General features: G+C 68.9%; 22 protein-coding genes and 1 tRNA gene. 13 read left to right on the forward strand and 10 right to left on the reverse strand.

The annotated features are described in order from the left end of the window. Positions 1–5 precede the first annotated feature (5 nt). Positions 6–350 carry a hypothetical protein gene (locus IPP98_07405; GenBank protein MBL0178934.1) on the reverse strand — a complete coding sequence of 115 codons (345 nt, stop codon included), beginning with the start codon at positions 348–350 and terminating at the stop codon, positions 6–8. A 105-nt stretch (positions 351–455) separates the two neighbouring features. Here IPP98_07405 and IPP98_07410 point away from each other — a divergent pair. Beyond that, positions 456–537 (forward strand) — tRNA-Leu (locus IPP98_07410). Positions 538–579: 42 nt separating this feature from the next. Here IPP98_07410 and IPP98_07415 read toward each other — a convergent pair. After that, positions 580–2,241 carry a M1 family metallopeptidase gene (locus IPP98_07415; protein ID MBL0178935.1) on the reverse strand — a complete coding sequence of 554 codons (1,662 nt, stop codon included), beginning with the start codon at positions 2,239–2,241 and terminating at the stop codon, positions 580–582. Between the two features lie 41 nt (positions 2,242–2,282). Then, positions 2,283–2,657 (reverse strand): response regulator, encoded by a 375-nt coding sequence (locus IPP98_07420; GenBank protein ID MBL0178936.1) that lies wholly within the window; start codon positions 2,655–2,657, stop codon positions 2,283–2,285. Between the two features lie 87 nt (positions 2,658–2,744). Between IPP98_07420 and tig the strand changes: the two genes are divergently transcribed. From tig to IPP98_07470, 10 genes are all read left to right on the forward strand, one after another. Continuing rightward, positions 2,745–4,001 (forward strand): trigger factor, encoded by a 1,257-nt coding sequence (gene tig, locus IPP98_07425; protein ID MBL0178937.1) that lies wholly within the window; start codon positions 2,745–2,747, stop codon positions 3,999–4,001. A gap of 11 nt (positions 4,002–4,012) precedes the next feature. Continuing rightward, positions 4,013–4,618 (forward strand): ATP-dependent Clp endopeptidase proteolytic subunit ClpP, encoded by a 606-nt coding sequence (gene clpP, locus IPP98_07430; GenBank protein ID MBL0178938.1) that lies wholly within the window; start codon positions 4,013–4,015, stop codon positions 4,616–4,618. A 13-nt stretch (positions 4,619–4,631) separates the two neighbouring features. Then, the gene (clpX, locus tag IPP98_07435; GenBank protein MBL0178939.1) at positions 4,632–5,885 is read left to right on the forward strand and encodes an ATP-dependent Clp protease ATP-binding subunit ClpX; all 1,254 of its coding nucleotides are present in this window, start codon (positions 4,632–4,634) and stop codon (positions 5,883–5,885) included. After that, positions 5,882–6,523, forward strand: a complete 642-nt coding sequence (ysxC, locus tag IPP98_07440) for a ribosome biogenesis GTP-binding protein YsxC (GenBank protein ID MBL0178940.1) — start codon at positions 5,882–5,884, stop codon at positions 6,521–6,523. The genes clpX and ysxC overlap by 4 nt, the downstream gene beginning before the upstream one ends. Continuing rightward, positions 6,520–7,158 (forward strand): hypothetical protein, encoded by a 639-nt coding sequence (locus tag IPP98_07445; protein ID MBL0178941.1) that lies wholly within the window; start codon positions 6,520–6,522, stop codon positions 7,156–7,158. Before ysxC ends, IPP98_07445 begins: the two co-directional genes overlap by 4 nt. After that, positions 7,155–7,994, forward strand: a complete 840-nt coding sequence (locus tag IPP98_07450; protein MBL0178942.1) for an acyltransferase — start codon at positions 7,155–7,157, stop codon at positions 7,992–7,994. Before IPP98_07445 ends, IPP98_07450 begins: the two co-directional genes overlap by 4 nt. A 176-nt stretch (positions 7,995–8,170) precedes the next feature. Next, the gene (locus tag IPP98_07455) at positions 8,171–10,792 is read left to right on the forward strand and encodes an outer membrane beta-barrel protein (protein ID MBL0178943.1); all 2,622 of its coding nucleotides are present in this window, start codon (positions 8,171–8,173) and stop codon (positions 10,790–10,792) included. Further along, a complete protein-coding gene (locus IPP98_07460) occupies positions 10,759–10,923 on the forward strand; it encodes a hypothetical protein (GenBank protein ID MBL0178944.1) in 165 nt (54 codons plus the stop codon). The genes IPP98_07455 and IPP98_07460 overlap by 34 nt, the downstream gene beginning before the upstream one ends. Before the next feature lie 185 nt (positions 10,924–11,108). Continuing rightward, positions 11,109–12,779 carry a fibronectin type III domain-containing protein gene (locus tag IPP98_07465; GenBank protein ID MBL0178945.1) on the forward strand — a complete coding sequence of 557 codons (1,671 nt, stop codon included), beginning with the start codon at positions 11,109–11,111 and terminating at the stop codon, positions 12,777–12,779. Between the two features lie 105 nt (positions 12,780–12,884). After that, on the forward strand, positions 12,885–13,502 hold the full coding sequence (locus IPP98_07470; GenBank protein MBL0178946.1) for a hypothetical protein: 618 nt from the start codon (positions 12,885–12,887) through the stop codon (positions 13,500–13,502). Here the strand turns inward: IPP98_07470 and hisF are convergent. Genes hisF through IPP98_07500 form a run of 6 tightly spaced genes read right to left on the reverse strand, consistent with a single transcriptional unit; the run spans position 13,499 to position 19,286 of the window. Next, positions 13,499–14,260 (reverse strand): imidazole glycerol phosphate synthase subunit HisF, encoded by a 762-nt coding sequence (gene hisF / locus IPP98_07475; protein ID MBL0178947.1) that lies wholly within the window; start codon positions 14,258–14,260, stop codon positions 13,499–13,501. The genes IPP98_07470 and hisF overlap by 4 nt on opposite strands. Further along, entirely contained in the window at positions 14,254–14,721 is a 468-nt protein-coding gene (locus IPP98_07480; protein ID MBL0178948.1) for an NUDIX domain-containing protein, read from the reverse strand. Before IPP98_07480 ends, hisF begins: the two co-directional genes overlap by 7 nt. Next, positions 14,718–15,338 carry an imidazole glycerol phosphate synthase subunit HisH gene (gene hisH / locus IPP98_07485; GenBank protein ID MBL0178949.1) on the reverse strand — a complete coding sequence of 207 codons (621 nt, stop codon included), beginning with the start codon at positions 15,336–15,338 and terminating at the stop codon, positions 14,718–14,720. The genes IPP98_07480 and hisH overlap by 4 nt, the downstream gene beginning before the upstream one ends. After that, positions 15,335–15,925 (reverse strand): imidazoleglycerol-phosphate dehydratase HisB, encoded by a 591-nt coding sequence (hisB, locus tag IPP98_07490; GenBank protein ID MBL0178950.1) that lies wholly within the window; start codon positions 15,923–15,925, stop codon positions 15,335–15,337. The genes hisH and hisB overlap by 4 nt, the downstream gene beginning before the upstream one ends. Next, positions 15,922–17,034 carry a histidinol-phosphate transaminase gene (gene hisC / locus IPP98_07495; GenBank protein MBL0178951.1) on the reverse strand — a complete coding sequence of 371 codons (1,113 nt, stop codon included), beginning with the start codon at positions 17,032–17,034 and terminating at the stop codon, positions 15,922–15,924. The genes hisB and hisC overlap by 4 nt, the downstream gene beginning before the upstream one ends. After that, a complete protein-coding gene (locus IPP98_07500) occupies positions 17,031–19,286 on the reverse strand; it encodes a type II/IV secretion system protein (protein ID MBL0178952.1) in 2,256 nt (751 codons plus the stop codon). The genes hisC and IPP98_07500 overlap by 4 nt, the downstream gene beginning before the upstream one ends. Positions 19,287–19,482: 196 nt before the next feature. On the opposite strand from IPP98_07500, the gene IPP98_07505 reads away from it, so the two are divergent. Beyond that, positions 19,483–20,070: an exopolysaccharide biosynthesis protein gene (locus tag IPP98_07505; protein ID MBL0178953.1), complete on the forward strand. Its 588-nt coding sequence runs from the start codon at positions 19,483–19,485 to the stop codon at positions 20,068–20,070. A 63-nt stretch (positions 20,071–20,133) separates the two neighbouring features. Here the strand turns inward: IPP98_07505 and IPP98_07510 are convergent, their stop codons facing one another. Beyond that, a complete protein-coding gene (locus IPP98_07510) occupies positions 20,134–22,152 on the reverse strand; it encodes a hypothetical protein (GenBank protein ID MBL0178954.1) in 2,019 nt (672 codons plus the stop codon). Here IPP98_07510 and IPP98_07515 point away from each other — a divergent pair. Further along, a partial coding sequence (locus IPP98_07515; GenBank protein ID MBL0178955.1) for a hypothetical protein occupies positions 22,072–22,487 on the forward strand: 416 nt, incomplete at its 3' end. The genes IPP98_07510 and IPP98_07515 overlap by 81 nt on opposite strands.

A 22,487-nucleotide genomic window follows, 5' to 3' on the forward strand; every position in this document is an offset into this window, starting at 1 on the left:
GTCTGCTACTTCTTCGGCGGCACCGGAATCTTCTGAATCGCGGCTTCCTTCTCCCAGTAGTTCCAGCCCCAGCCGCTGACCTTGCCGTCGGCATAGACGACCGGGCTCATGGCGCGCCACTCGACCGAGTCGGTGAGGGCGACTTCCTTCAGGGTATAGAACTGGATCTCCCAGAGCTTCCCGCCGGTGGCGTAGGAGGCCATGGAATGGGCATCGGTCTTCATCAGGACGGCGACGCTGTCCTTGCTGATGCCGGCCGAGAGCTTCTTGAGGCGGCTGTCGCCGCAGGCGGAGAGCACCGCCACACCGAGCAGGGCCACGACGGCCCGGGTCTGCCAACCATGCTTCACGCTGATCCTCGTCGTGCTGGGGTGAATAGCGTCGTAAGATAGCGACCCGGCGCCCGGGCGTGGAACCGGTGGCGCGGCCGCGTTAGCTTCGGGTGGCAGCCCCACGCGAGCGTGGCGGAACTGGCAGACGCGCAGGACTTAGGATCCTGTCCTGAAAGGGGTCCGGGTTCGACTCCCGGCGCTCGCATCCTGACGGCGAACCGCGAATAGCGAACGGCGACCTGAGGATCTATGGCACCTTGGTCCGGACGACCTTGATGTAATAGTTCGGGTTGACCACGAATTGGTCCATTTCGGCCTTGGGCCTCACCTGCCACTCCGTGGTCGGGTGGAGGGCGAGCGTGAGCGGCACCGACGTGGTCGCCTGTGAGTAGATCAGCGTCAAGTCGAATCCCGGCACCACGTCACTCCACTTGTAGGCCACCCCATTCGGCCGTTCTTCCAGCTGAAGGGTGGGGATCATCGTCGTCTCGAGGTACTGACGGAAGATCGGCTCGAGATCGACGCCCGGCGATTGCTTCCGCACGCCGGCCGCGATGTAGTCCCGCACCTGCTGGCCCGTAACCGTCTGGTGCCAGAAGGTCTTGTTCAGGCCGCGCAGGATGTTTCGCCACGCTTCGTCATTGTCCAGAATGTGGCGGATCATGTGCAGCATGTTCCCGCCCTTCGGGTACATGTCGCCCGAGCCCTGCGCGTTCACGCCGCGCGCGGGAATGATCGGCTTGTCGTTGCGGATGCCGGTCCGGGTGCCGATCACGTACTTCGCCCCCGCGTCCTTCCCCTGCTGACATTCGGTGTAGAGCCCTTCCGCGTAATTGGCGAAGGACTCGTGCACCCACATGTCGGCGTTGTCCTTCGCCGTGATGTTGTTGGCGAACCACTCGTGCGCGCTCTCATGCACGGTGATGAAGTCCCACTTGAGGCCGAGGCCGGTGCCGGAGAGGTCGCGGCCGCGGTAGCCGTTCTTGAATTCATTGCCGTAGGCGACGGCGCTCTGGTGTTCCATCCCGAGGTGCGGCGCCTCGACCAGCTTGAAGCCGTCCTCGTACCAGGGATACGGGCCGAACCAGTGCTCGAAGCAGGAGAGCATCGGCCGCACCTGCTGCCACTGCACCCGCGCGGTATCGGCGTGAATCGCGAGCGGCCAGAAGTCGAGCGTGAGGCTGCCGGCCTCGCCGGCGAAGCGCTCGCTCCAGTGCGCGTACGTTCCCGCGTTGATCGCGATGCCATAGGCATTGATCGGCGAGGTGACGAACCACTCCCACGTGGTGGTCCCATCGCCGTTGGCCTTGGTGCTGCGGAGCCGGCCGTTCGAGACGTTCACCATCGGGTCGGGCACCGTGATGGCGACGCGCTGAGAGTCCGGCTCATCGGCGTCGTAGTCCTTGAGCGGCCACCAGACGGAGGCCCCGAGCCCCTGATTCGCCGTGGCGATGAAGGCCTGCCCGAGCGAGTCCTTCTTCCAGATCAGGCCGCCATCCCAGGGCGGATTCTTCGCCGCGCGTGGCGTGCCGTGGTAGTACACGGTGAGCTGCCTCGTCGTGCCGGCCCGCTGCGGCGCCACCAGCGCCACGAAGAAGGCGTTTCCCGCCCGTCGATGACGCAGCGCCCGGCCGTCCTGGCGAATGCTGTCCACCTCGAGCGGCGTCTGCAGGTCGAGTTGCATCTCGCGGGCTGGGCGCAGGACGCGATAGCGGATCGTGTTCTGGCCGCGGATGGTGCTGTCGACCGGCTGAATGCGGACCTGCAGGTCGTAGAAGGTGGCGTCCCACCAGCTTCGACCCGGGCCGTTGCTGCCACGGAGCGTATCGGCATGGGTGAAGCGCGCCGGGGCCTGCGCCGAGGCGCCGCTGGCGACAATCAGGAGCAACCAGAGCGAACGAAGCGACATCGGGAGGTCCGCAGCAGGACCGGCGGCCTGGGGCCGGGCGGTCAGTGAATCGGAGGGTGCAGCAACGCAATCCGGACAGCATCGACCACCAGCTCGAGGTCGTCGAGCTTGCCGAGCAGCGGCACGCCGAGGCGCTCGATCGGCTGGTGCACTGCCGGGTCGCGATTCGCCCCGGTGAGGAAGACCACGCGGCTCCGGAGGGCGGGGGCGACTTCGACCAGCTGGTGGTAGAAGTCCAGACCACTGACCTCGGGCATCAGGACGTCACAGACCACGGCATCGGGGCCCGGGAGCAGGAGCAGCGCCTCGGGGCCGGATGCCGCCTCGGTCACGACGTAGCCATGATGCTCGAAGGTCCGACGCAGGACCCGGCGGATCGAGGGATCGTCATCTACGACAAGGATTTGAGCCTTCATCCCCGTAAGAACCCCTCGCCGTCCATCAGCGTCAAGTGTGGCGGATGAATTGACCCCCCGGCCACGCGGCGGGTAACTTTCCGGGCTATGACCGAAATCACCTACCGAATTGCCGCCGAAGATGTCGCCTCCAAGACCGTCGAGGTGACCGTCCCCGTGGAACGCCTGGCCGATGCCGAGCGCCGCGCCGTCCGCGAATATGCCCGCCAGATCCGGCTTCCGGGCTTCCGGAAGGGCCACGCCCCCGAGGCGGTGGTCCGGAAGAAGTTCGACCAGGAGATCAAGCGCTGGGTGCTGGAAGACTCGCTCCGCCAGGGATGGGAGTTGATTCTCAAGGAAGGCGACCTCAAGCCGACGGCCGACCCGCAGATCCGCAAGGTCACCTTCGAGCCCGACCAGCCGTTGACCTTCGAGATTCTGGTCGAGATCCGGCCGGAGCTGGCCCTGGCCACCGTCGGGGGCTTCGCGATCAGCCGTCCTGCCGTCGCCGTGACCGATGAGATGGTCGAGGAGCAGCTGGACCGCCTGCGCGAGCAGAAGGCCACCTGGACGCCGCTGGAGGGCGTGCAACCGGCGCCGGGCCACCTCGTCTCCGTGAGCGTGACGACGATCGAAGAGGGGAAGGAGCCGGTCGAAGGAGCGCCCTACTCGCTGGTGATTGGCCAGGGACAGGCGATCCCCGAGCTCGAAGAGCGGATCCTCACCCTCAAGCCGGGTGAGACGTCGGAGGGCGATGTTCGCTTTCCGGAGGACCACCCCGATACCACCCGCCGCGGCCAGAGCCGTCGGATCCGGGTGACCCTGCACGAGGTCAAGTCGCAGCTCCTGCCGCCCCTGGATGACGCCTTTGCGCGGGAAGTCGGGGAATTCGAGTCGGCCGCCGCCCTGACCGCGCAGGTCCGCGAGGACGTGGCCGCCGAGGCGACCCGGAACGCCGACCAGGCCGTCCGGGAGCAGTTGGTCCAGAAGATCGTCGAGGCCAATAACGTCCCGGCCCCGGAGAACCTGGTCCACCGCCTCCTGCACGCCTACGCCGAGGGGTACCAGATCCCCAAGGAGCAGTTCGAGACCTTCGCCCAGTCGTTCCACCCGATCGCCGAGTCGCAGGTGCGCCGGGAATTGGTGCTGGATGCGGTGGCCACGGCCCAGAACCTGCACGCGACCGAGCAGGACCTCGACGCCCGGGTGGCCGAACTGGCCGGGGCCCGGGGGGTCGAACCGGGGAAGCTCTACGCCTCGCTGCAGCAGGCCAACCGCCTGGGCGAGCTGGAGCGCTCCCTGACCGAGGAAAAGACCTTCAGCTGGCTCCTGGGCCAGTCCACCGTTACCGAGAGCGCGGCGTGACCCACAGCGCGATCTATCCGCCGTACATTATCGAGAAGTCCGCTCGCGGCGAGCGGACCTACGACATCTTCTCCCGCCTGCTGATGGACCGGATCGTCTTCCTCGGGGCGGGGATCAACGACGATGTCGCGAACATCATCATTGCGCAGCTGCTCTTCCTCGAGGCCGACAACCCCGAGAAGGACATCTACCTCTACCTGAATTCGCCGGGCGGGATTGTCTCCAGCGGCATGGCGATCTACGACACGATGCAGCACCTGCGGGCACCGATCAACACGATCTGCATGGGGATGGCCGCCTCGATGGGGTCGTTCCTCCTGGCCGCCGGGACCAAGGGGAAGCGGGCGGCGTTGCCGCACGCGCGGATCATGATCCACCAGCCCTCGGGCGGGACGCAGGGGACCGCGGCCGACATCGAGATCCAGGCCCGCGAGATTCTCTACCTCCGCGGCCGGATGAACGAGTTGTACGCGAAGCACACCGGGCAGCCGCTCGAGCGGATCGAGAAGGACATGGAGCGGGATCGCTTCATGAGCGCGGAGGAGGCCGTCGAGTACGGCCTGGTCGACACCATCCTGACCCCGCGCAAGGTGGAATCGCCACAGCCCAAGGGCTGAGAAGGAGTCGCCGGTGTCCAACGACAAGCATCTCCGCTGCAGTTTCTGCGGCAAGAGCAAGGACTCCGTCCGGAAGTTCATCTCCGGACCGTCCGTGTACATCTGCAATGAGTGCATCACGCTCTGCAACGAGATCCTGGCGGAGGACGAGGAGCGCGAGACCACCGACGGACAGCGCACGGTCCCCACGCCGCAGGAGATCAAGGCGACCCTGGACCAGTACGTGGTGGGGCAGGAACGCGCCAAGCGGTCGTTGTCGGTGTCGGTCTACAACCACTATCGCCGCATCACGGCTGGCCCGCGCGAGGCCGGTGACGTCGAACTCGAGAAGTCGAACATTCTGGTGCTCGGCTCGACCGGCACCGGCAAGACGCTGCTGGCGCAGACGCTGGCGCGCATCCTCGACGTCCCGTTCACCATCGCCGACGCCACCACGCTGACCGAAGCCGGCTACGTCGGCGAGGATGTCGAGAACATCCTGGTGCGGCTGCTGCAGGCCGGCGACTTCAACGTCGCCGAGTGCGAGCGCGGCATCGTCTACATCGACGAGATCGACAAGATCGCGCGCAAGTCGGAGAACCCGAGCATCACGCGCGACGTCTCCGGCGAGGGCGTGCAGCAGGCGCTGCTGAAGATCCTCGAGGGGACCGTGGCGAGCGTGCCGCCGCAGGGTGGCCGCAAGCATCCGCAGCAGGAATACATCCAGATCAATACCAAGGACATCCTGTTCATCTGCGGCGGTGCCTTCGACGGGCTCGACAAGATCATCGAGGCCCGACTCGGACGGCAGCGGATCGGCTTCGCCCAGGAAGCGGAGACGCCGGCGATCGGCGGGCCGGTCGTGCCACTCGAGGGCTATGCCGCGGTGGAACCGGACGACCTGCTGCGCTACGGGATCATCCCCGAGCTGGTGGGCCGCCTCCCGGTGCTGGTGCCGCTCGAGGCGCTCGACGAGGAGGCCCTGGTGCGCATTCTCACCGAGCCGAAGAACGCGCTGACGAAGCAGTACCAGCGGATCTTCGAGCTGGAAGGCGTCGGCCTCACCTTCGATCCCGAGGCACTCCGCGAAGTCGCCCGCAAGGCACTCACGCGGCAGACCGGTGCCCGCGGCCTCCGCGCCATCCTGGAGTCCGTAATGACCGACATCATGTTTGACCTGCCGTCGCGGCATGACGTGCGCGAGGTGATCATCACCCCGGAGTCGATCGTGAACGGTGTCTCGCCGCTCGTCATCACCGAGCGGGCGCGCCAGAAGAAGGAGGCGTGAGCACCGCCGCGGTGCCGGCCGAGGTCTCGCCACTCGCCCGGCTCCCGATCGAGTTCCTCGGCTCCTTCCCGGATCCGATGCATCGCCTCGATCCGGTCCTGCCCGAATTCGCGATGATCGGCCGCTCCAATGTCGGCAAGTCGTCGTTGCTCAATGCCCTCGTCGGACGGCGCAGCCTGGCGCGCGTGTCGCAGACGCCCGGCAAGACGCAGCTGCTCAACATCTATCAGCTGCCGTCGCTCTACCTGATCGACCTCCCGGGCTACGGCTTTGCCCAGGCCGACAAGGGGACGCGGCTCGCCTACCGAAAGCTGCTCGAGAGTTTCCTGCGGAAGCGCACCACCCTCACGGGGGTGGTCTGGCTGCTCGACATCCGCCACAAGCCCTCGAAGGACGACGGCGACTTCCACACCCTGCTGACGGACTCCGGCTGTGCGGTGCTGGCAGTGCTGACCAAGGCCGACAAGCTGACCCGCTCGGGGCGCGCCAAGGCCGCGGCGGAACGGGCCGACGCGATCGGCTTTCCGCTCGACCAGGTGCAGGTCGTGAGCGCCGAGACTGGCTTGGGGATCGCCGAATTGGGCGCCTCGCTCCTCGCGGCAGCAATGGAGCCGATCACGCCGGAGCCTGCGGCGTGATCCGGCGTCGTGCCCTCCGCTTCGCAGTGGCGTTCGGCCTCCTGGGCGCGCCGGTGCTCACGGCCCAGACCAAGACGCTGCCCGATTCGGCCAGCCTCATCCCGGCCGGCTTCGGTCGCCTCAATCAGGACGTGATCACCCTTCGCCTCGGCACCGGGTCGCTCGACATCCGGATCGTCCCGCTCGAGGAAGGGTTGCTGCGACTCCTGTCACCGGACGGCTACCGCGCGCTGACCAATCTCGTGGCGGGCGAGCAGAAGCGGCTCGATTCGCTCGGCGCGGCACGCGGCCTCCGGCAACCCGGGCTCGCCCTGGTCACGTTCTTCGGGCTGGCGCCGAATACCCGGTTCGACCCGCAGTTGCTGACCGTGATGGGGCGGAACCAGCTCTATCGACCGGTCGGCGTGCTGCCGCTCTCACCCGGCTTCTCGAATCAGCAGCTCGACGCGCGCGGGCAGGCCACGGCGATCATCGTCTATGAGCGCCCCTTGCCGGTGCTCGAGCCGTTCACGGTGAGCTACCTGAGCGCCAGCAGCACGGAATGGGAGCGGAAGCTGCAACGGCTGAACGCGGAACGCGCCCGAATCGTCGGTCGTGCCGCGGCGGCCCCGGACACGGGCCGCCGAGTCCCATGACGTTGCGTCCACTTCGGCGCGTCAGCGTGCCCGAGGCGATCCGACAGCACCGCGACGCCTGGCTCGCGGATCTTCAGCACGCCCTCACCGCGCCCGGCGCCGACTGGTCCGCCATCACCGCCGAGACGCTCTACGGGCTGAGCTACCCGGGCCAGGGGACGCTCGCGGAACGGCTCGCCGACCCCGCCCTGCCCCTCACCGCCCGCATTGCGCTCGAGTCGCTCGATCCGCGGCACGTCACCCTCGAGCCGGAGTACTACGCCGAGATCGACGAGGCGCGCTTTGCCCGGGTCAAGCCGTTGCTCTGGCTCTGGTACTCCTTCGATCGACTGCCGCTCGGCGGGCAGCATGTCGACTTGGGCATCGAGTTCCGGCGGCTGCTGGCTCCGCACATCTTCGCGCGCGTCGGCGAGCGCTTCAAGTGCTTCCAGCACGTGGAGTTCTCCTTCGGCTACGGCATGGAAGTGGGCGACGACGTGGTGGTCCATCGGCACGTCCTGCTCGATGATCGTGGTGGCATCGTGCTGGGCAATCGGGTGTCGATCTCGGATTACGCCAACATCTACTCGCATACCCACAGCATCGTGGAACAGAAGGACGTCACGACGCTCCAGACGGTGCTCGAGGACGACGTCCGGATCACCTACCACGCCACGGTGCTCGCCGGCGTGCGCGTCGGAGAGAACGGGATGGTCGGCGCCAACGCGCTCGCCACCAAGGACGTCCGCCCCTTCCATGTCCACGTGGGAATCCCGGCCAAGTCGATCCGGGTCAAGCCGAACGCCCCGTCCGCCCACACCAGCACGTTCAGGACCCCCCGCCACAGCGAGTCGTGACCCGGCCGTGACCCCCTTGGCACGTCCAGGGGTGGCGGGCGCACTCTGTGACACAATCGTTGCCGAAACCGTGACCGAACCGTCACGCGTTTCGGCGACCTTTGTCGTGCTGTGGGGGGAGGTGCGCCGACGAGCGGACACATCCCCGGGACCACACGGACCTTGGGACGGACTTCATGACGGCAGGATTCGCGCGGCGGCTGGGCCTGGTACTCTCCCTTCTCTTGCCGGCGGGCCTCGCGGCCCAGGGCACCGGACGGATTGTCGGCCGGATTGTCGACGCCGACGGCAACATCCCGCTCGGCGGCGTCCGCATCGCGATCGTCGGCACGCCCCGGATGGCGCAGAGCGCGGTGGACGGTCGCTACTCGCTGACCAACGTCGCGGTCGGGACCGTCTCCCTCCGGATCACCAACATCGGCTACGCCCCGAAGACCATCACCGAAGTGGCGGTCACCGACGGCGGCGTCACGACCCTCGACATCACCCTCTCGGCGCAGGCGGTCCAGCTGACCGAGATCACGGTGACGGCTGCCGCCGAGCGCGGCTCCGTCTCGGCGGCGCTCGACGAACAGCGTAGCGCGGTCGGGATCGTGAACGCGATCTCCTCCGAGCAGATCGCCCGCTCCCCCGACGGCGACGCCGCCGCGGCGGTGCAGCGCGTCAGTGGCGCCACGGTCCAGGACGGCAAGTACGTCTTCGTCCGCGGCCTTGGCGATCGCTACACGCAGGCCTCGCTCAACGGCGCCCGCATCCCGTCGCCGGAGCCGGAGAAGAAGGTCGTGCCGCTCGACCTCTTCCCGTCGTCGCTGCTCGAGGGGATCACCACCTCGAAGACCTTCACCCCCGATCAGCCGGGCGACTTCTCCGGCGCACTGGTGAACATCAAGACCAAGGAATTCTCGGGGAAGCGCTTCACCGCCTTCTCGATCACCACCGGCGCCAATGACGCGATCACCGGGCAGTCCGGCCGCTTCGCGCCGTCCACCGGCCGTGACTGGTTGGCGTTGGGCGGGGCGGCGCGCCGACTGCCGAGCGCGGTGTCGAGCACCGACTTCACGCAGCAGCTGCCGGCCTCCCAGGCCAACGCGCTGATCGGCCAGCTGCGCAATGTCTGGTCGCCGACGTCGCGGACCGGGGCGCCGAATGCCGGCTTCGGCATGACGCTCGGGGGCAACCTGCCGACGGGTGGGACCGGAGTGAGCTACCTCCTCTCGGGGACCTACTCCTTCTCGCAGGAAACGCGGGCCGGGTCACGCCGCGCGCTCGCGCAGGTGTCCGGCGCCGGCACGGCCGAGGAACTCGACCGCTACGACGGCGATCTGGGCCGCAACAGCGTGCTCTGGGGCGGGATCGCGAACCTCAGCACCACGATCGGCAGCCGCAGCAAGGTGTCGCTCAACAACACCTACAACCGGACCATGGACAATGAGGGGCGCCTCGAGACGGGCCGCTCGGAAAACCTCTCGCAGAACCTGCAGATCCAGCGGCTGCGGTACGTCGAGCGGAACGTCCGTTCGACGCAGCTGGCGCTGACGCACGACATTGGTCGGGGCCAGCAGATCGAGTGGGGCGTCACGGCGTCGGGTGTGACCCGCCGCGAGCCGGATCGTTCGGAAATCGTCTACTCGCTGCCCGAGGGCGGCGGTGCGCCGCAGTGGTTCGGCTTCTCCAACGAGGCGGCCGTCCGGACCTTCGCCGACCTGAAGGAGAACTCGCTCGAAGCCAACCTGAACTGGCGCCTGTCGCTTGGTGCCGCGTCGGTCGGGCGCTCGCTCAAGGTGGGCGGCCTCTACCGCACCACCGATCGTGACGCGGTCAACACCTCCTACTCGCTCTCGCTGGCGCGCGCCCTTGGTGCTGCCGACCTCGCGTTGCCCGCCGAAGAGCTGTTCGATGGCCGCTTCACGGCCGGCGACCAGCAGACGCTGCGCATCGTCCCGCTCGCCGCCGGCGGTTCGTACACCGCCAGCGACCGGCTTGGGGCCGGCTACGCCATGGTCACCTGGCCGCTCTCCGGTTCGCTCGAGCTGATCGGTGGCGCCCGCGTGGAACACTCCGAGGTCGAGGTCTCGTCGCTGTCGTCGGCCGGCGAGCCGTCGCTGGCCACGCCGTCCTTCACCGACGTGCTTCCGTCGCTGGCGATGAACCTCCGGTTGTCGGAACGGGCCTCGGTCCGCCTCTCGGCGACGCAGACGCTCTCACGTCCCGAGTACCGTGAGCTCTCGCCGGTGCTGTTCCGTGAAGTGATCGGGGCGGACAACGTCAAGGGCAATCCGAACCTCACCCGGGCGTTGATCCAGAACTACGACCTCCGCTGGGAGCTCTACCCGAGCCGCGGCGAGATCCTGTCGCTCGGCGTCTTCGCGAAGCGGTTCGAGCGCCCGATCGAGCGGATCTATCAGGGCACGTCCGGGACGCGCATCATCACCTACGTCAACGCCAAGTCCGCCAACAACTACGGCGCGGAAGTCGAGCTCCGGAAGGAGCTGGCCGGGCTGAGCTCGGCGCTCAAGACTTTCTCGATCGCCGCGAACGCCACGGTGATGAAGTCGACCATCGAGATCGACCCGACCTCGGGCTCGATCACGAGCGCGTCGCGCAAGATGGTGGGCCAGGCGCCGTACGTGCTCAACGGCGGTCTCACCTGGACGCACCCGACCGCGCCGGCCTCTGCCACCCTGCTCTTCAATCGCGTCGGGGCGCCCGGATCACCGAGGCCGGTGAGCAGCCGCTGCCGGACGTGGTCGAACAGTCGCGCAACGTGCTCGACCTCTCGCTCCGCTTCCCGCTGGTAGCCGGCGTCAGCGCCCGCGTCGATGCGCGCAACCTGCTCGACGCGCCGTACCAGATCCTGCAGGGCGACGTGATCCGCGAGCGGTACCGCGGCGGGCGGACGGTCAGCGTGGGGTTCAGCTGGAAGCAGTAAGAAGACGGCGAACAGCGAACGGCGATCAGCGAACGGGGCGCAGCACCACCCATCTCCCGCTCATTCATCGCTCCTGTTGTGACAACACCGTGACCCGATCACGACCAAACGCCGACACCCCAGGGGTTTCTTCCCTTCGGATGTCGGCGTTTTGCCGTCTTGCACCACCCACCACGAGGACCACGATGATGCCTGGCTTTGCTTCGACCACCCGCGCGGCGATGCTCCTGACGCTCGCCCTGATTGGTGCCTGCTCCGAGGACCCGGTGACACCGCCGGCGAATGATGCCCCGACCGGGTTGGCCGCGGCGGCGACGGGCCAGACCACCATCCGGGTGACGTGGACCGCGCCGGCGACCGCCGCCACCTCGTTCGTGCTCCAGCGTGCCACCGGCGCGGCCGGCGCCTTCGCGACGATCACGTCGCCGGCCGGCACCGCCACCCAGTACGATGACGCCGGGCTGACCCTCGGCACGCAGTATCGCTATCGCCTCGCGGCGGTGCGCGCCGCAGGCACCTCGGCCTACTCGACCGAAGCGACGGCAACGACGGCTGGCGTCGGTGCCATCGAAGTCACCGCCGACATCACCACCAACACCACGTGGACCCCCGCGAACGTCTACCGGCTGAAGGGCTTCCGGAAGGTCGCCAACGGCGCCACGCTGACGATCGATGCCGGCACCCGCATCGAGGGTGACTTCGCCACCGTCGGCTCGTCGCTCTTCGTGCTGCGTGGCGCCCGGATCGTGGCCAACGGCACCGCGGCCGATCCGATCGTCTTCACCTCGTCGCAGACGGCCGGCACGCGCCAGTCCGGCGACTGGGGCGGCCTGGTCATCGTCGGCAACGGCGTCATCAACCGCTCGGGCGTCGTGAACATCGAAGGGACCGGCACGTCGGTCGACAATGCCCTCGTTCCCTATTCGGGCGGCAACAACAACGGCGACAACAGCGGCCGCCTGAGCTACGTGCGCGTCGAGTACGCCGGCTTCGGTCCCGCGCAGGATGCCGAGCTCAATTCCTTCACGCTCGCGGCGGTCGGCAGCGCTACGGTCATCGACCACCTCGAGGCGTTGAACGGCCTCGACGACCACTTCGAGATCTTCGGTGGGGCGCTCGACGCGAAGTACCTGGTGTCGTACCAGGCCGGCGACGACCACTTCGACATGTCGGAAGGCTTCCAGGGCCGCCTGCAGTACCTGGTCGGCTTCCAGAGCAAGGTGCTGGTCCCGCGCGCTGGCGCCGGCAACGTCTCCTCGGATCCGCAGGGCATCGAGAACGACGGCTGCAACGGCTCGGGCTGCGACAACGGCTTCGACACCACGCCGTTCACCGTCCCGGTGGTCGCCAACTTCACGCTGGTCGGGACCGGGCCGGGCGTCGTCGGCGCCTCGGGCGGCTATGGCGCCGTGCTGCGCCGCGGCACCGGCGGGCACTACGTCAACGGCATCTTCGCTCGCTGGCCCGCTGCCGCGATCGGCTATCGTGACGCCGCGTCGAAGTCGCGCGAAACGAACGGGCTGCTCTCGTTCAAGGGCGTGTTCGTGGCCGAGTCGCCGGTGGCCTTCCAGGCCGGCCAGCAGACCTACGCCGGCAACGTGGCCGACGTCGACTTCCAGGGTGCCACCACCGCCGTCTCCTTGTTCACGAAGCTCCCGGCCGCCCCGACCGCCGTCGGCGATTTCGACTGGTCGCTGGCAGCCGCCGTCGCCCCGCGCACGGGTGGCGTGACCACCTTCACCGGGGACCTGCTCACCCGCGCCGGCGCCTTCATCACCGGCACGAGCTATCGTGGCGCCGCGGATCCGGCGGGCACCAAGTGGTGGGAAGGGTGGACGTCGTACAGCAACAACTGAGGTCGTAGGTCGTAGGTCGTAGTCGTTAGTCATTGGTCGTTAGGATTGAGGGTCGCAGGTTGGCGTACAGCCGGCCTGCGACTCTCCTACTTCAGGAAGCAACCGATGCGTGCCTTGGTCGTGATGGTGGGGTTGGTGGGATTGATTGCGTGTGGGGCTGGTCAGAAGCCGGCCGAGGTCGCGGTGGACACGACCCGTCCCTGGGCAAAGCCGGGCGATGTGGTCGATTCGATCTTACCGATGCCGGAGCTGCTCCGGCGCTTTCGCGTGGGGCTGACCCAACCGACCGAACTCGAGGGAGGCGCGGCCTCGCGCGATGCCTTGGCGGCTCGCTTCATCGGGGCCATTGCCACGCAAGACACGGTGGCTCTGCGTGGCATGCTGTTGAGCCGGGCGGAATTCGCCTGGCTGATGTTCCCGGATCACCGCTACGCCGAGCCGCCGTACGAGCTCGACCCCGGGATCTTCTGGCTGCAGTTGACGGCGGAGAACAGCAAGGGCGTCGAGCGCGTGCTGCAGCGCTACGGGGGGCAACCGCTGGCCTTCGAACGGCTGACGTGCAACGCGGACACGCTGCAGATGCTGCGGGGTCCCACGAAGCTCTGGGGGCCGTGCCGCGTGCGCTATCGCACGGCCGACAGCACCCTCACTCGGCAACTTTTCGGCTCGATGATCGAACGGAACGGCCGGGTGAAGCTGGTGAGTTACAACAACGAGTTCTAGGGAGCTGGCGGGCGGACGGGGATGCCGCGGCGGGTGAGGAAGGCGCGGGCATCGGCGATCGTGGTGCCATCAAAGTGGAAGATCGAGGCGGCGAGCACCCCATGTGCTCCCGCCTCGAATGCATCCGCCAGGTGGGCCAGCGACCCGGCCCCGCCCGACGCGATCACCGGAATGCCGACGGCCTTCGCGGCGGCCTCGGTCAGATCGAGGTCGTAGCCGCTGCGCGTCCCGTCCCGATCCATCGACGTCAGCAGGATCTCGCCGGCACCGAGACGCTCCAGCGTGGCGAGCCACCCCAGCGCCTCGAGACCGGTCTCGTCCCGGCCCCCATTCGCCATCACCATCCAGCGGTCGCCCTCGCGGCGCACATCAACCGCGGCCACGACGCACTGCGACCCGTAGGCGTCGGCCAACTGCGAGACCAGGTCGGGGTCGCGGATCGCCGCGGTGTTGACCGCCACCTTGTCGGCCCCCGCGCGGAGCGCCGCGCCGGCATCGTCCACCGAGCGGATGCCACCACCCACGGTGAAGGGGATGAAGATCGTCTCGGCGATCCGCTCCACCATCGACAGGGTCGTGCTGTGGTCACGATAGGACGCGGTGATGTCGAGGAAGACGAGCTCGTCGGCGCCTTCGCGATCGTAGCGCGCGGCCTGCTCCACCGGGTCGCCCGCATCACGGAGCGACTCGAAGTGCACGCCCTTCACGACGCGGCCGTCGGCCACGTCCAGGCAGGGGATGATGCGGCGCGCTAGCATAGGCGGAGGACATCCTCGATCGGGCCGGCATCACCGCTGCCGAGCATGCGGATGGCGTCGTCGAGGGCGCGCGCCTCGCGGGCCCAGGCACACCGCTGCCGCGCATCGGCCGGCGTGCACCACTGCCGTGCCGCGTGTTCGTGACTCAACACGACCTCGGCATCTTCCGGAAGGAAGGCAACGAAGACCGGCACCATCGCCACTTCGTCCACGCGATGCTGGTAGAAGAGTTCGACGCGCGAGAGGTTGTAGAAGCGGGTCGGTGCCACGCCCGTCTCCTCACGCACCTCGCGCTGCGCGGCGTCCGCGGGCGTCTCCCCCGCCTCGATATGCCCGTGCACCATCTCCCACGACCCGGGACAGCGGCCGCCGGGCCCGCGCTGCAGCAGGAGCACCTCCAGCGCCTCCCCGCGGCCTCGCAGCACCACGACGTCGACCAGCGAGACCGCGACGGTTGTCATGGCGTCCACTCCGCAAACGCCTTCAGGAGGGCAATCCCCGCCTGCTGCGACTTCTCGGGATGGAACTGCGCCCCGAGGACGCTCCCCTGCCCCACCAGCGAGGGGAACCGGCCATCGTAGTCGCCGACGCCGAGGATGGCGTCCTCCGGCAAGTCGGCGGGGTGGTACGAATGGACGTGATAGTAGAACTGCCCCGTCTCGCCGAGGAGCGGGCCGGCCACCGGGTGGCGCCGCCCAGCCTCGGTGGCGCGGACCTCGGCCCAGCCGACATGCGGGACATGTCGCGTGGTGCGGAAGCGGATGACACGGCCAGGGAGCAGGCCGAGGCCGGTGGCGCCCGGTGCTTCCTCGCTCTCGCGGTGACAGAGCTGCATCCCGAGGCATATGCCGAGCAACGGACGGCCGGCCGCGGCGACGTCGCGGAGTGCCTCTCCCAGGCCCGTCACCGCCAGCGTCACCGCCGCGCGACCGAAGTTTCCCACCCCCGGCAATACCACGCGATCGGCGCGGCGCACCGCGTCGGGATCGGCCGTGAGCGTGCCCGGATGCCCGGCCGCAGCGAGCGCCCGGACCACCGACGCGAGGTTGTTGACCCCGTAGTCCACGACAGCGATCACAGCACGCCCTTGGTGGACGGGACGCCCTGCACCCGCGGGTCGATGGCGGTCGCCGCATCGAGCGCGCGCGTGAACGCCTTGAAGGTCGCCTCGACGATGTGATGCGCGTTGCGGCCGCGGATCAGGTCGATGTGCATCGTGAGGCCGGCGTGCACCGCAACGGCGCGGAAGAACTCCGGCACCAGCGCGACGTCGAACTCGCCGAGCATCTGCCAGGCGACCGGATCGGCGTGCCACTCCAGGTGCGGGCGCCCCGAGCAATCGATCACCACGCGCACCAGCGCCTCGTCGAGCGGCACGGTGGCCTCACCGTAGCGCCGGATGCCGGCACGATCATCGAGCGCCTCGGCGATCGCCTGGCCGAGTGCGATGCCGGTGTCCTCGACGGTGTGATGCCCATCGACGTGCAGATCCCCCTCGGCATGCACCACGAGATCGAAGAGCCCGTGACGAGCGACGGCGGTCAGCATGTGATCGAAGAAGCCGATGCCGGACTCGATCGACGCCTCGCCGGTGCCGTCCAATTCGAGCCGGACCCGGATTTCCGTCTCGGCAGTGATCCGTTCAATGGTGGCGGACCGGCTCATGCGGCCTCCCCGAAAATGGTGCGCAAGGCGGCGAGCACGGCGGTGACGTCGTCCTCGGTGCCGATGGAGATGCGAAGGCACTGCTCCAGGTCGACGCCCGCCGAGACGTCCCGGATCAGGATCCCGAAGTCGTCCAGCAGCCGCCGGAACACCACCCGGGCCGGGACGGCGTCGCAGCGAATGATGCAGAAGTTGGCGGCGCTGTCGAAGGCGACGAGGCCGGGGATCGTCCGCAGCGCGGCGATCGTGCGGTCGCGGCGGTCGCGGATCTCGGCGACGCGCGCGGCGATCCGGTCGGCATGGTCGAGCACGACCTCGGCCGCTTCGAGCGTCACGAGGTTCACGTTGTAGGGCAGCTTCGCCTTGGCGATCTCGCGGGCAAGCTCGGGGTGTGCCAACGCCACGCCGAAGCGCAGGCCGGCCAGCCCGACCGCCTTGGAGAAGGTCCGCAGCACCACCAGTCGCGGATGCTGCGCGAGCAAGGGGATGGCGGTCTCCCCGCCGAATTCGACGTACGCTTCGTCGCAGACCACGAGGCCGTCGAAGGCGTCCAGCGCCGCTTCCACCTCGCGCCGCGTCACCGCCGAACCGGTCGGATTGTTGGGCGTGTTGAGCACGAGCACCTTGGCCGAATCGCGCTCGACGGTGCGGAGGAGCCGGGGCATGTCGTAGCGAAAGTCGCGGGCGAACGGCACGCCGACGTAGTGCGCGCCATGCACCGCCGCGAGGAGCCGATAGAGCGAGAAGGTCGGCGCCGGCGCGACGATCACGTCGTCGCGATCGAGGGTGACGGCGAGCGTCGCCTGGATCAGCTCGTTGGAGCCGTTGCCGACCAGCAGTCCCTCGGCGTCCCAGTCATAGTGGGTCGCCAGCCGATCGAGCAGCGAGCGCGGCGTGAACTCCGGATAGCGATGCCAGGGCTTGGCCCGGGCGCGCTCGAGGATCGCCGTCTTGAGATCGGCATCGAGATCGGAGGGCGCCTCGTTCTGATTGATCTTGTGCCGGGCGACCGGCGCCGCGAGGGTGTAGGCGCCCTGCGACCGCACGCTCGCCTTGATCAGGCGGAGCGCCTCGACCGGGTCGGGGCGCGTCGTCGTCGCCGCGGTCACGGCTGGCGGCGACCGAGGGTCGCCTCGAGGCGCGCCGCGAGGGCCCGGGGACGGAACGGCTTGGTCAGGAAGTCGGTCGCCCCGAGCCGCAGCACCCGCACTTCGTTGTCCTCGTCGCCGCGGGCGGAGAGCACCACGACCGGGAGGTCCATCGTGGCGGGGCGGGAGCGCAACTGGGCAAGCACGGAATAGCCATCCACGTTCGGGAGATTGAGATCGAGCAGCACGAGGTCGGGGTTGTGGCGATCGACCTGTTCGAGCGCCTCGGCCCCATCCCGCGCCTCACAGATCCGATACCCCTCCTGCTCCAGAAGGTCCCGCATCACCCGGCGCAGGGTATCCTCGTCCTCGACCAGCAGGATGGTGGCGCGCGCGACCACCGGGGCGACCTCCTCCGGCCCCGCGGGCGGCTCGTCGACCAACTCGAGATCGTCGAGAAAGGCGTCGCTGGGGGCTGGCGCGACCGGCGGCGGCGCGACCGGCGCGGCGACGGGCGTCACCGCGGAGGCAACCGCCAGCAGCTCACTGCCGCCCCGCGGCGTGACCGTCCCGTGACTCGGAATGTCGGTGACTCGCAGCAGCTCATCAATCGAGGTGTGGCCGTCGAGCACGTGCCGCAGCCCGCAGTCGAAGAGCGACAGCATGCCGTTGGCGCGCGCCATTTCGGCGATGCCGTGGGCCGTGGCGTTGGACCCGACGACTCGCTCGAGCTCCGGCGTCATCTCCAGCAGCTCGACGATCGAGAAGCGCCCACGATAGCCGGTCTGCGTGCACTGCCCGCAGCCGACCGCCTTGAACAGCTGGGCGCCCTCCGGCACGTACGGCAGCACGCGCGCCGGCAGTTCGCCAATCGGCTGCGCCGTGCGACACACCGGGCAGAGCTGCCGCATCAGCCGCTGCGCGATCACGCCACGGAGCGCCGCGCCGATCTTGAACGCCTCGAGGCCCATGTCGACGAGACGCGTCACCGTGTTCGGCGCATCGTTGGTGTGCAGCGTCGACAGCACCAGGTGGCCGGTCAGCGAGGCCTGCACGGCGATCTGCGCGGTCTCGAGGTCACGGATTTCGCCGACCAGGACCACGTCGGGGTCCTGACGCAGGATCGAGCGCAACGCCGCGGCAAAGGTGAGCCCCTGTTTGTCGTTGGTCTGCACCTGCACAATGTTGCGCCCGAGCCGGTATTCGACCGGATCCTCGACGGTGATGATGTTGATCCCTTCGCGCTGGATCTCGCGGATGCAGGCGTACAACGTCGTCGTCTTGCCCGAGCCGGTCGGGCCGGTGCAGAGCACCACGCCCTCCTTGTGGCCGAGCATGCGGCGCACGCCTTCCTGTTCTTCCGGATAAAGACCGAGCGAGGGGAGCGCGAGTGCCGTGCTCTGGGTATTGAGGATCCGGATGACGACCTTCTCGCCATGCGTCGCCGGCAGCGTCGAGATGCGCAGGTCGACCGGCGTGCCGCTTGCCTGGGAGACGCGCGCCCGGCCGTCCTGCGGCCGCAACCGATCGGCAATGTCCATCCCGGCCATGATCTTCACGCGCGAGATGAGCGGGATGCCCGCCTTCCGCGGAATCGTCATCGCCTGACGCAGCACGCCATCGATCCGGTAGCGGACGATGACCGACTGCTCGCCCGACTCGATGTGGATGTCGCTGGCGCGCGAGATGATCCCGTCGGCGAGGAGCACATTCACCAGCTTGATGATCGGCCGCGAGGTGGCTTCGGCAGTCAGCAGGTCGGTCTCGTCGTCGCTCGCTTCCTCCACCAGCTCGGCCCCCTCGAGGCCGTCCAGCCCCGAGAGCATGTCGGCGACCGTGCCATCGTTGACATGCGTGCCGTAGAGCTCGTCGAGCTTCTCGCGGATCCGCGGCGGCGACGCCAGCGCCATCCGCACCTCGCGCCCGGTGGCGAAGGCGAGCGCCTGCTCGGCGCCGACATCAAACGGGTTGGCGGTGGCGACGAGCAGCAGGGCATCGGTCACGCTCACGGGCACGACGCGATAGCGGCGCGCGAGCGCCTCGGGGAGGGCATCCCGGCCCGCAGCGTCGACCAGCGTCAGGTCCGCGATCGGTAACCGGCAGCGCGCGGAGAGGGCGGCCAGGATGTCGGCCTCGGGCAACATCCGCGCATCGAGGACGCGCTCCCACAGCGAGTCGTGGCTGGTCTGCCCCTCCTGCGCACGCTCCAGCGTCCCCGCCGGAAGGAGGGGGCCGAGAATCGTTGCCAGCCACTCATCGTTGAAGCTCGCCACGCGCGTGCCGTCCCGGGTCGAAGGCCCACACAAAGAGTCCCCGAAATCTATGTCCGACAAGGGGATGGGGCCAAACCGCCGGCACCAGCAGGCGGCCGGACGGCGCGGTGGTGCACCGAGGTGCCGCTGGGGCGTCCACGTCCATGAAGGGAGTCGCACACCCGGTGCGGCCGCCGACCCCAGCCCGGAGCCCTGCATGCCCCAACGCGCCACCAGTCTCGAGGAAATGCTCGATCAGATCGAGGAAGTCTCCACGGAAAACGCCTCGGTCACGTTTGACCAGATTCTTGACGCGGTGGGGCGTCGCTCCTTCGGGCCGTTGCTGATCGTGGCCGGGTTGGTCGTGCTGGCGCCGGTGGTCGGGGACATCCCGGGGATGCCGACGGCCGTGGCGATCTTCGTCGCGCTGGTTGCGGGCCAGTTCGCGTTCGGCGCCACGCAGATCTGGCTCCCGCGCTGGATGCTCGACCGCAAGGTCAAGAGCGCCAAGCTCGGCAAGCCCGTCCGCGTCCTGCGGAAGCCCGCTGCCTGGATCGACGGACTGACCCGACCCCGCCTGCGGGCGCTCGCCGGCCCGCAGGCGGTCCGCGTGGTGGCAAGCATGTGTCTGGCGCTCGCTGTGGTGATGCCGCTCATGGAAGTCGTGCCGTTCAGCGCCAACGCAGCCGGCCTGGTCCTGGCGGTGTTCGGGCTCGCGCTGATCGCCAGCGACGGCCTCATGGTGGTCATCGGCGCCCTGGTGACGCTGGCAACGCTGGTGTTGATGGCGCTGGTCCTGTTCTAGTCCCGCGGACGCTCGGTGTCCACAGAGCTCCGGTTGAGCTGACACGTGCCGCCGATCGCGGCGTTAGAGAATCGGCCACCAGTCGGGATGTGCGTCGACGCTGACGCCGAACCGCCCGGTCCGAAGGGAGATCCCCGCCTCCACCCGGAACAGCGGCCCCCAGAGATCGAGGCGAACCCCGACGACCGTCTCCACCCGCCCGACCCCACGCCACGGCAGGTCGCGCGCATCACCGCCGGCCACCCCGGCCGCGAGAAACGGGGTCACCGCACTCGGAAGCCGCAGTCCACGGGCATTCGGGAGCGGTGGCATGGGGAGGTTGGCCGGCGCCGTCCAGCCGATCTCGGCGCGTGCCATCCGCGCCCCACCGAGTGCGCGGTAAGGGATTCCTGGCAGGGTGTGCCGGCCGCCGAGGACGAAGCTGCGGTACCCCGGCACCTCGCTGGTCGCGACGCCAGCTTCCATCGTCGTGCCAAGGCGGCCGCGACCAAGCGCCGTGCCGCCGCGCCACGACCCTTCGGCCCGCCCCCATCGGGCGGCCCCGGACCCCGCCTCGATCGCCAGCTGCCAGCCGTCGCCGGTCGCGGCCCGTCGGCTGTACCTCGTCGTTGCCACCGTCACCGCGCCGATGCCGAGCGATGGATTCGCGCGCATCGAGCCGCTGAGCGGCGTGAAGACCGCCGCCACGGACCACGACCATTCGCGCGCCAGGCCAAGCTGCAGGGCACCTCCCTGCAGCGTGGTGCGCACGTCGAGTGCGGCGCGCTCGAGCAGCGTCCAGTCGCCGAGATCGGCACCGCCGATCACGCTTGCGAAGGAGCTGGCCACCCCGCTCCCACTCGGCACATCACCGACGTCGACCAGGCGCCGTTCGCCGCCGATGCTCCACTGGGCGCCGGCGATCGAGCGCGCGAGCGAGACTCCACCGAGGACTCGCCCATCGCTGGCCCCCACGCCCACCCGCGCGCGGAGCGTCACCCCGTCCCCCAATTGGCGCCGCAGGCCGAGCATCGGCGTCACGCCACCAACCCGGGTGACGCGGAGCAGGTCCGAGACGCCCACGGCGGCGAGTCGGGTGTGCGGCAGGCCATCGAGGAGACGTCCACCCAGCGCCTGCATCGCGGCCCGTTGCGCCTCGGCAATCGCCGCATCGGCATCGGGGAGCGGGGCGAGTCGATCCGCGAGCGATTGTCGCCAGGTCGTGTCACCACCAGGCGTGCGCAGTCCATCGACCTGGAAGCCGAGAAAACGATTCAGCGCGTGGGCCACGCCGAGCTCGTAGTCGGTGAGCGTCCAGTCGGCGCGAAGGATCGTGCGGAGCGGCAGGTCGAGGAGCGGTTCGCCGCGGCGGATCACGATGGATTGCCGCCACGGCAGCCAACGAGTCCCTTCCTGCAGCGCGTTCTCGAGGATGACCGTGATGTCCTCAACCGAGGGATCGCGGTAGGACGCCGGCGTGAAGGTGAAGCGGAAGCGCACCAGCGCGGCCCGATCGATATCGAGGTAGAGCGTCCCCACGGTGCCGGGCGCCGTCGGGTCGAGCGGCCGGACCTCGACCGACACCACGCGAACGGCGCCCCCGGGACCCGCGATACGGAGCGTGTCCCGCTCGGCGAACTGGTAGCGGAGTAATCCGGCGGGTGAGAGCGGATGCAGCACGTCGCGCACCTCTTCGCCGTCGCCGAGGCGGAGAATCCCGCCGAAGTCGTTGGCAACGATCCCCAGGTGGTCGCGATGATAGCGAATGCGATTGGGCAGGAAGGAGGAATCGCGCCAGGCCACGATGATCTGCTTGTGCCGGTTCGGGGCCTCCCCGTACACTTCGACCTCGAGTTCATCCGCCCGGATCACCCGTTCCACGGACGTGCCCCCGTGTTCGACCACCGACGTCATCCGCACCACGCCATGGGCGCGCGCCTGCCAGGCGGTCAGGAGGGTGTCGGCATCGCGGGAGAGCCGGTGCAGGGCGGCACGCTGCAGCAGCGGCAGCGAATCGCCGCGGTGCCACAGCTGTCCCGCGAGACGCCCCGGACCCAGCAGGACCACCCCGAGCAGGGCGACGGCACGCAGCGACGGGATCATCACTGGAAGCTAGCTGCGCTCCTCCTGGTCGCGGCGTGCGGCGGCGCGCGCGCGGCACGGCCCGTCGGTGCTCCACTGCCGACGGTCGGGAGCGGCGGTCCGCAGGCGCTGGCCAGCGTCTGGGCGCTCGAACGGCTCGGTCCGTCACCGATGGACACGACCGTGCGCTTCGCGGCGCTCATCGGGCGGACCGTGGTCCTGCGCCACCCCCGCCCCGACCTCTCGATCTTCGCCATCGTGACCTTCCCGCCAGGCTCGATGCGCGCCCGCCAGGGCGACAGCGTGACGGTGCAGCTCCAGCCGACGCCGGGCCGCTACGGCTTCACGCTCACCAG

It is taken from the genome of Gemmatimonadota bacterium (assembly GCA_016720805.1).
Classification (GTDB): Bacteria; Gemmatimonadota; Gemmatimonadetes; order Gemmatimonadales; family GWC2-71-9; genus Palsa-1233.

What these genes read in the sequence shown, in the direction of transcription:
- IPP98_07505 (MBL0178953.1), top strand. Translation starts at nt 19,483, where the DNA reads ATGCCCCAACGCGCCACCAGTCTCGAGGAAATGCTCGATCAGATCGAG.
- hisF (MBL0178947.1), bottom strand. Translation starts at nt 14,260, where the DNA reads ATGCTAGCGCGCCGCATCATCCCCTGCCTGGACGTGGCCGACGGCCGC.
- IPP98_07450 (MBL0178942.1), top strand. Translation starts at nt 7,155, where the DNA reads ATGACGTTGCGTCCACTTCGGCGCGTCAGCGTGCCCGAGGCGATCCGA.
- IPP98_07465 (MBL0178945.1), top strand. Translation starts at nt 11,109, where the DNA reads ATGATGCCTGGCTTTGCTTCGACCACCCGCGCGGCGATGCTCCTGACG.
- IPP98_07480 (MBL0178948.1), bottom strand. Translation starts at nt 14,721, where the DNA reads ATGACAACCGTCGCGGTCTCGCTGGTCGACGTCGTGGTGCTGCGAGGC.
- IPP98_07420 (MBL0178936.1), bottom strand. Translation starts at nt 2,657, where the DNA reads ATGAAGGCTCAAATCCTTGTCGTAGATGACGATCCCTCGATCCGCCGG.
- hisB (MBL0178950.1), bottom strand. Translation starts at nt 15,925, where the DNA reads ATGAGCCGGTCCGCCACCATTGAACGGATCACTGCCGAGACGGAAATC.
- IPP98_07470 (MBL0178946.1), top strand. Translation starts at nt 12,885, where the DNA reads ATGCGTGCCTTGGTCGTGATGGTGGGGTTGGTGGGATTGATTGCGTGT.
- IPP98_07510 (MBL0178954.1), bottom strand. Translation starts at nt 22,152, where the DNA reads ATGATCCCGTCGCTGCGTGCCGTCGCCCTGCTCGGGGTGGTCCTGCTG.
- tig (MBL0178937.1), top strand. Translation starts at nt 2,745, where the DNA reads ATGACCGAAATCACCTACCGAATTGCCGCCGAAGATGTCGCCTCCAAG.
- IPP98_07455 (MBL0178943.1), top strand. Translation starts at nt 8,171, where the DNA reads ATGACGGCAGGATTCGCGCGGCGGCTGGGCCTGGTACTCTCCCTTCTC.
- IPP98_07415 (MBL0178935.1), bottom strand. Translation starts at nt 2,241, where the DNA reads ATGTCGCTTCGTTCGCTCTGGTTGCTCCTGATTGTCGCCAGCGGCGCC.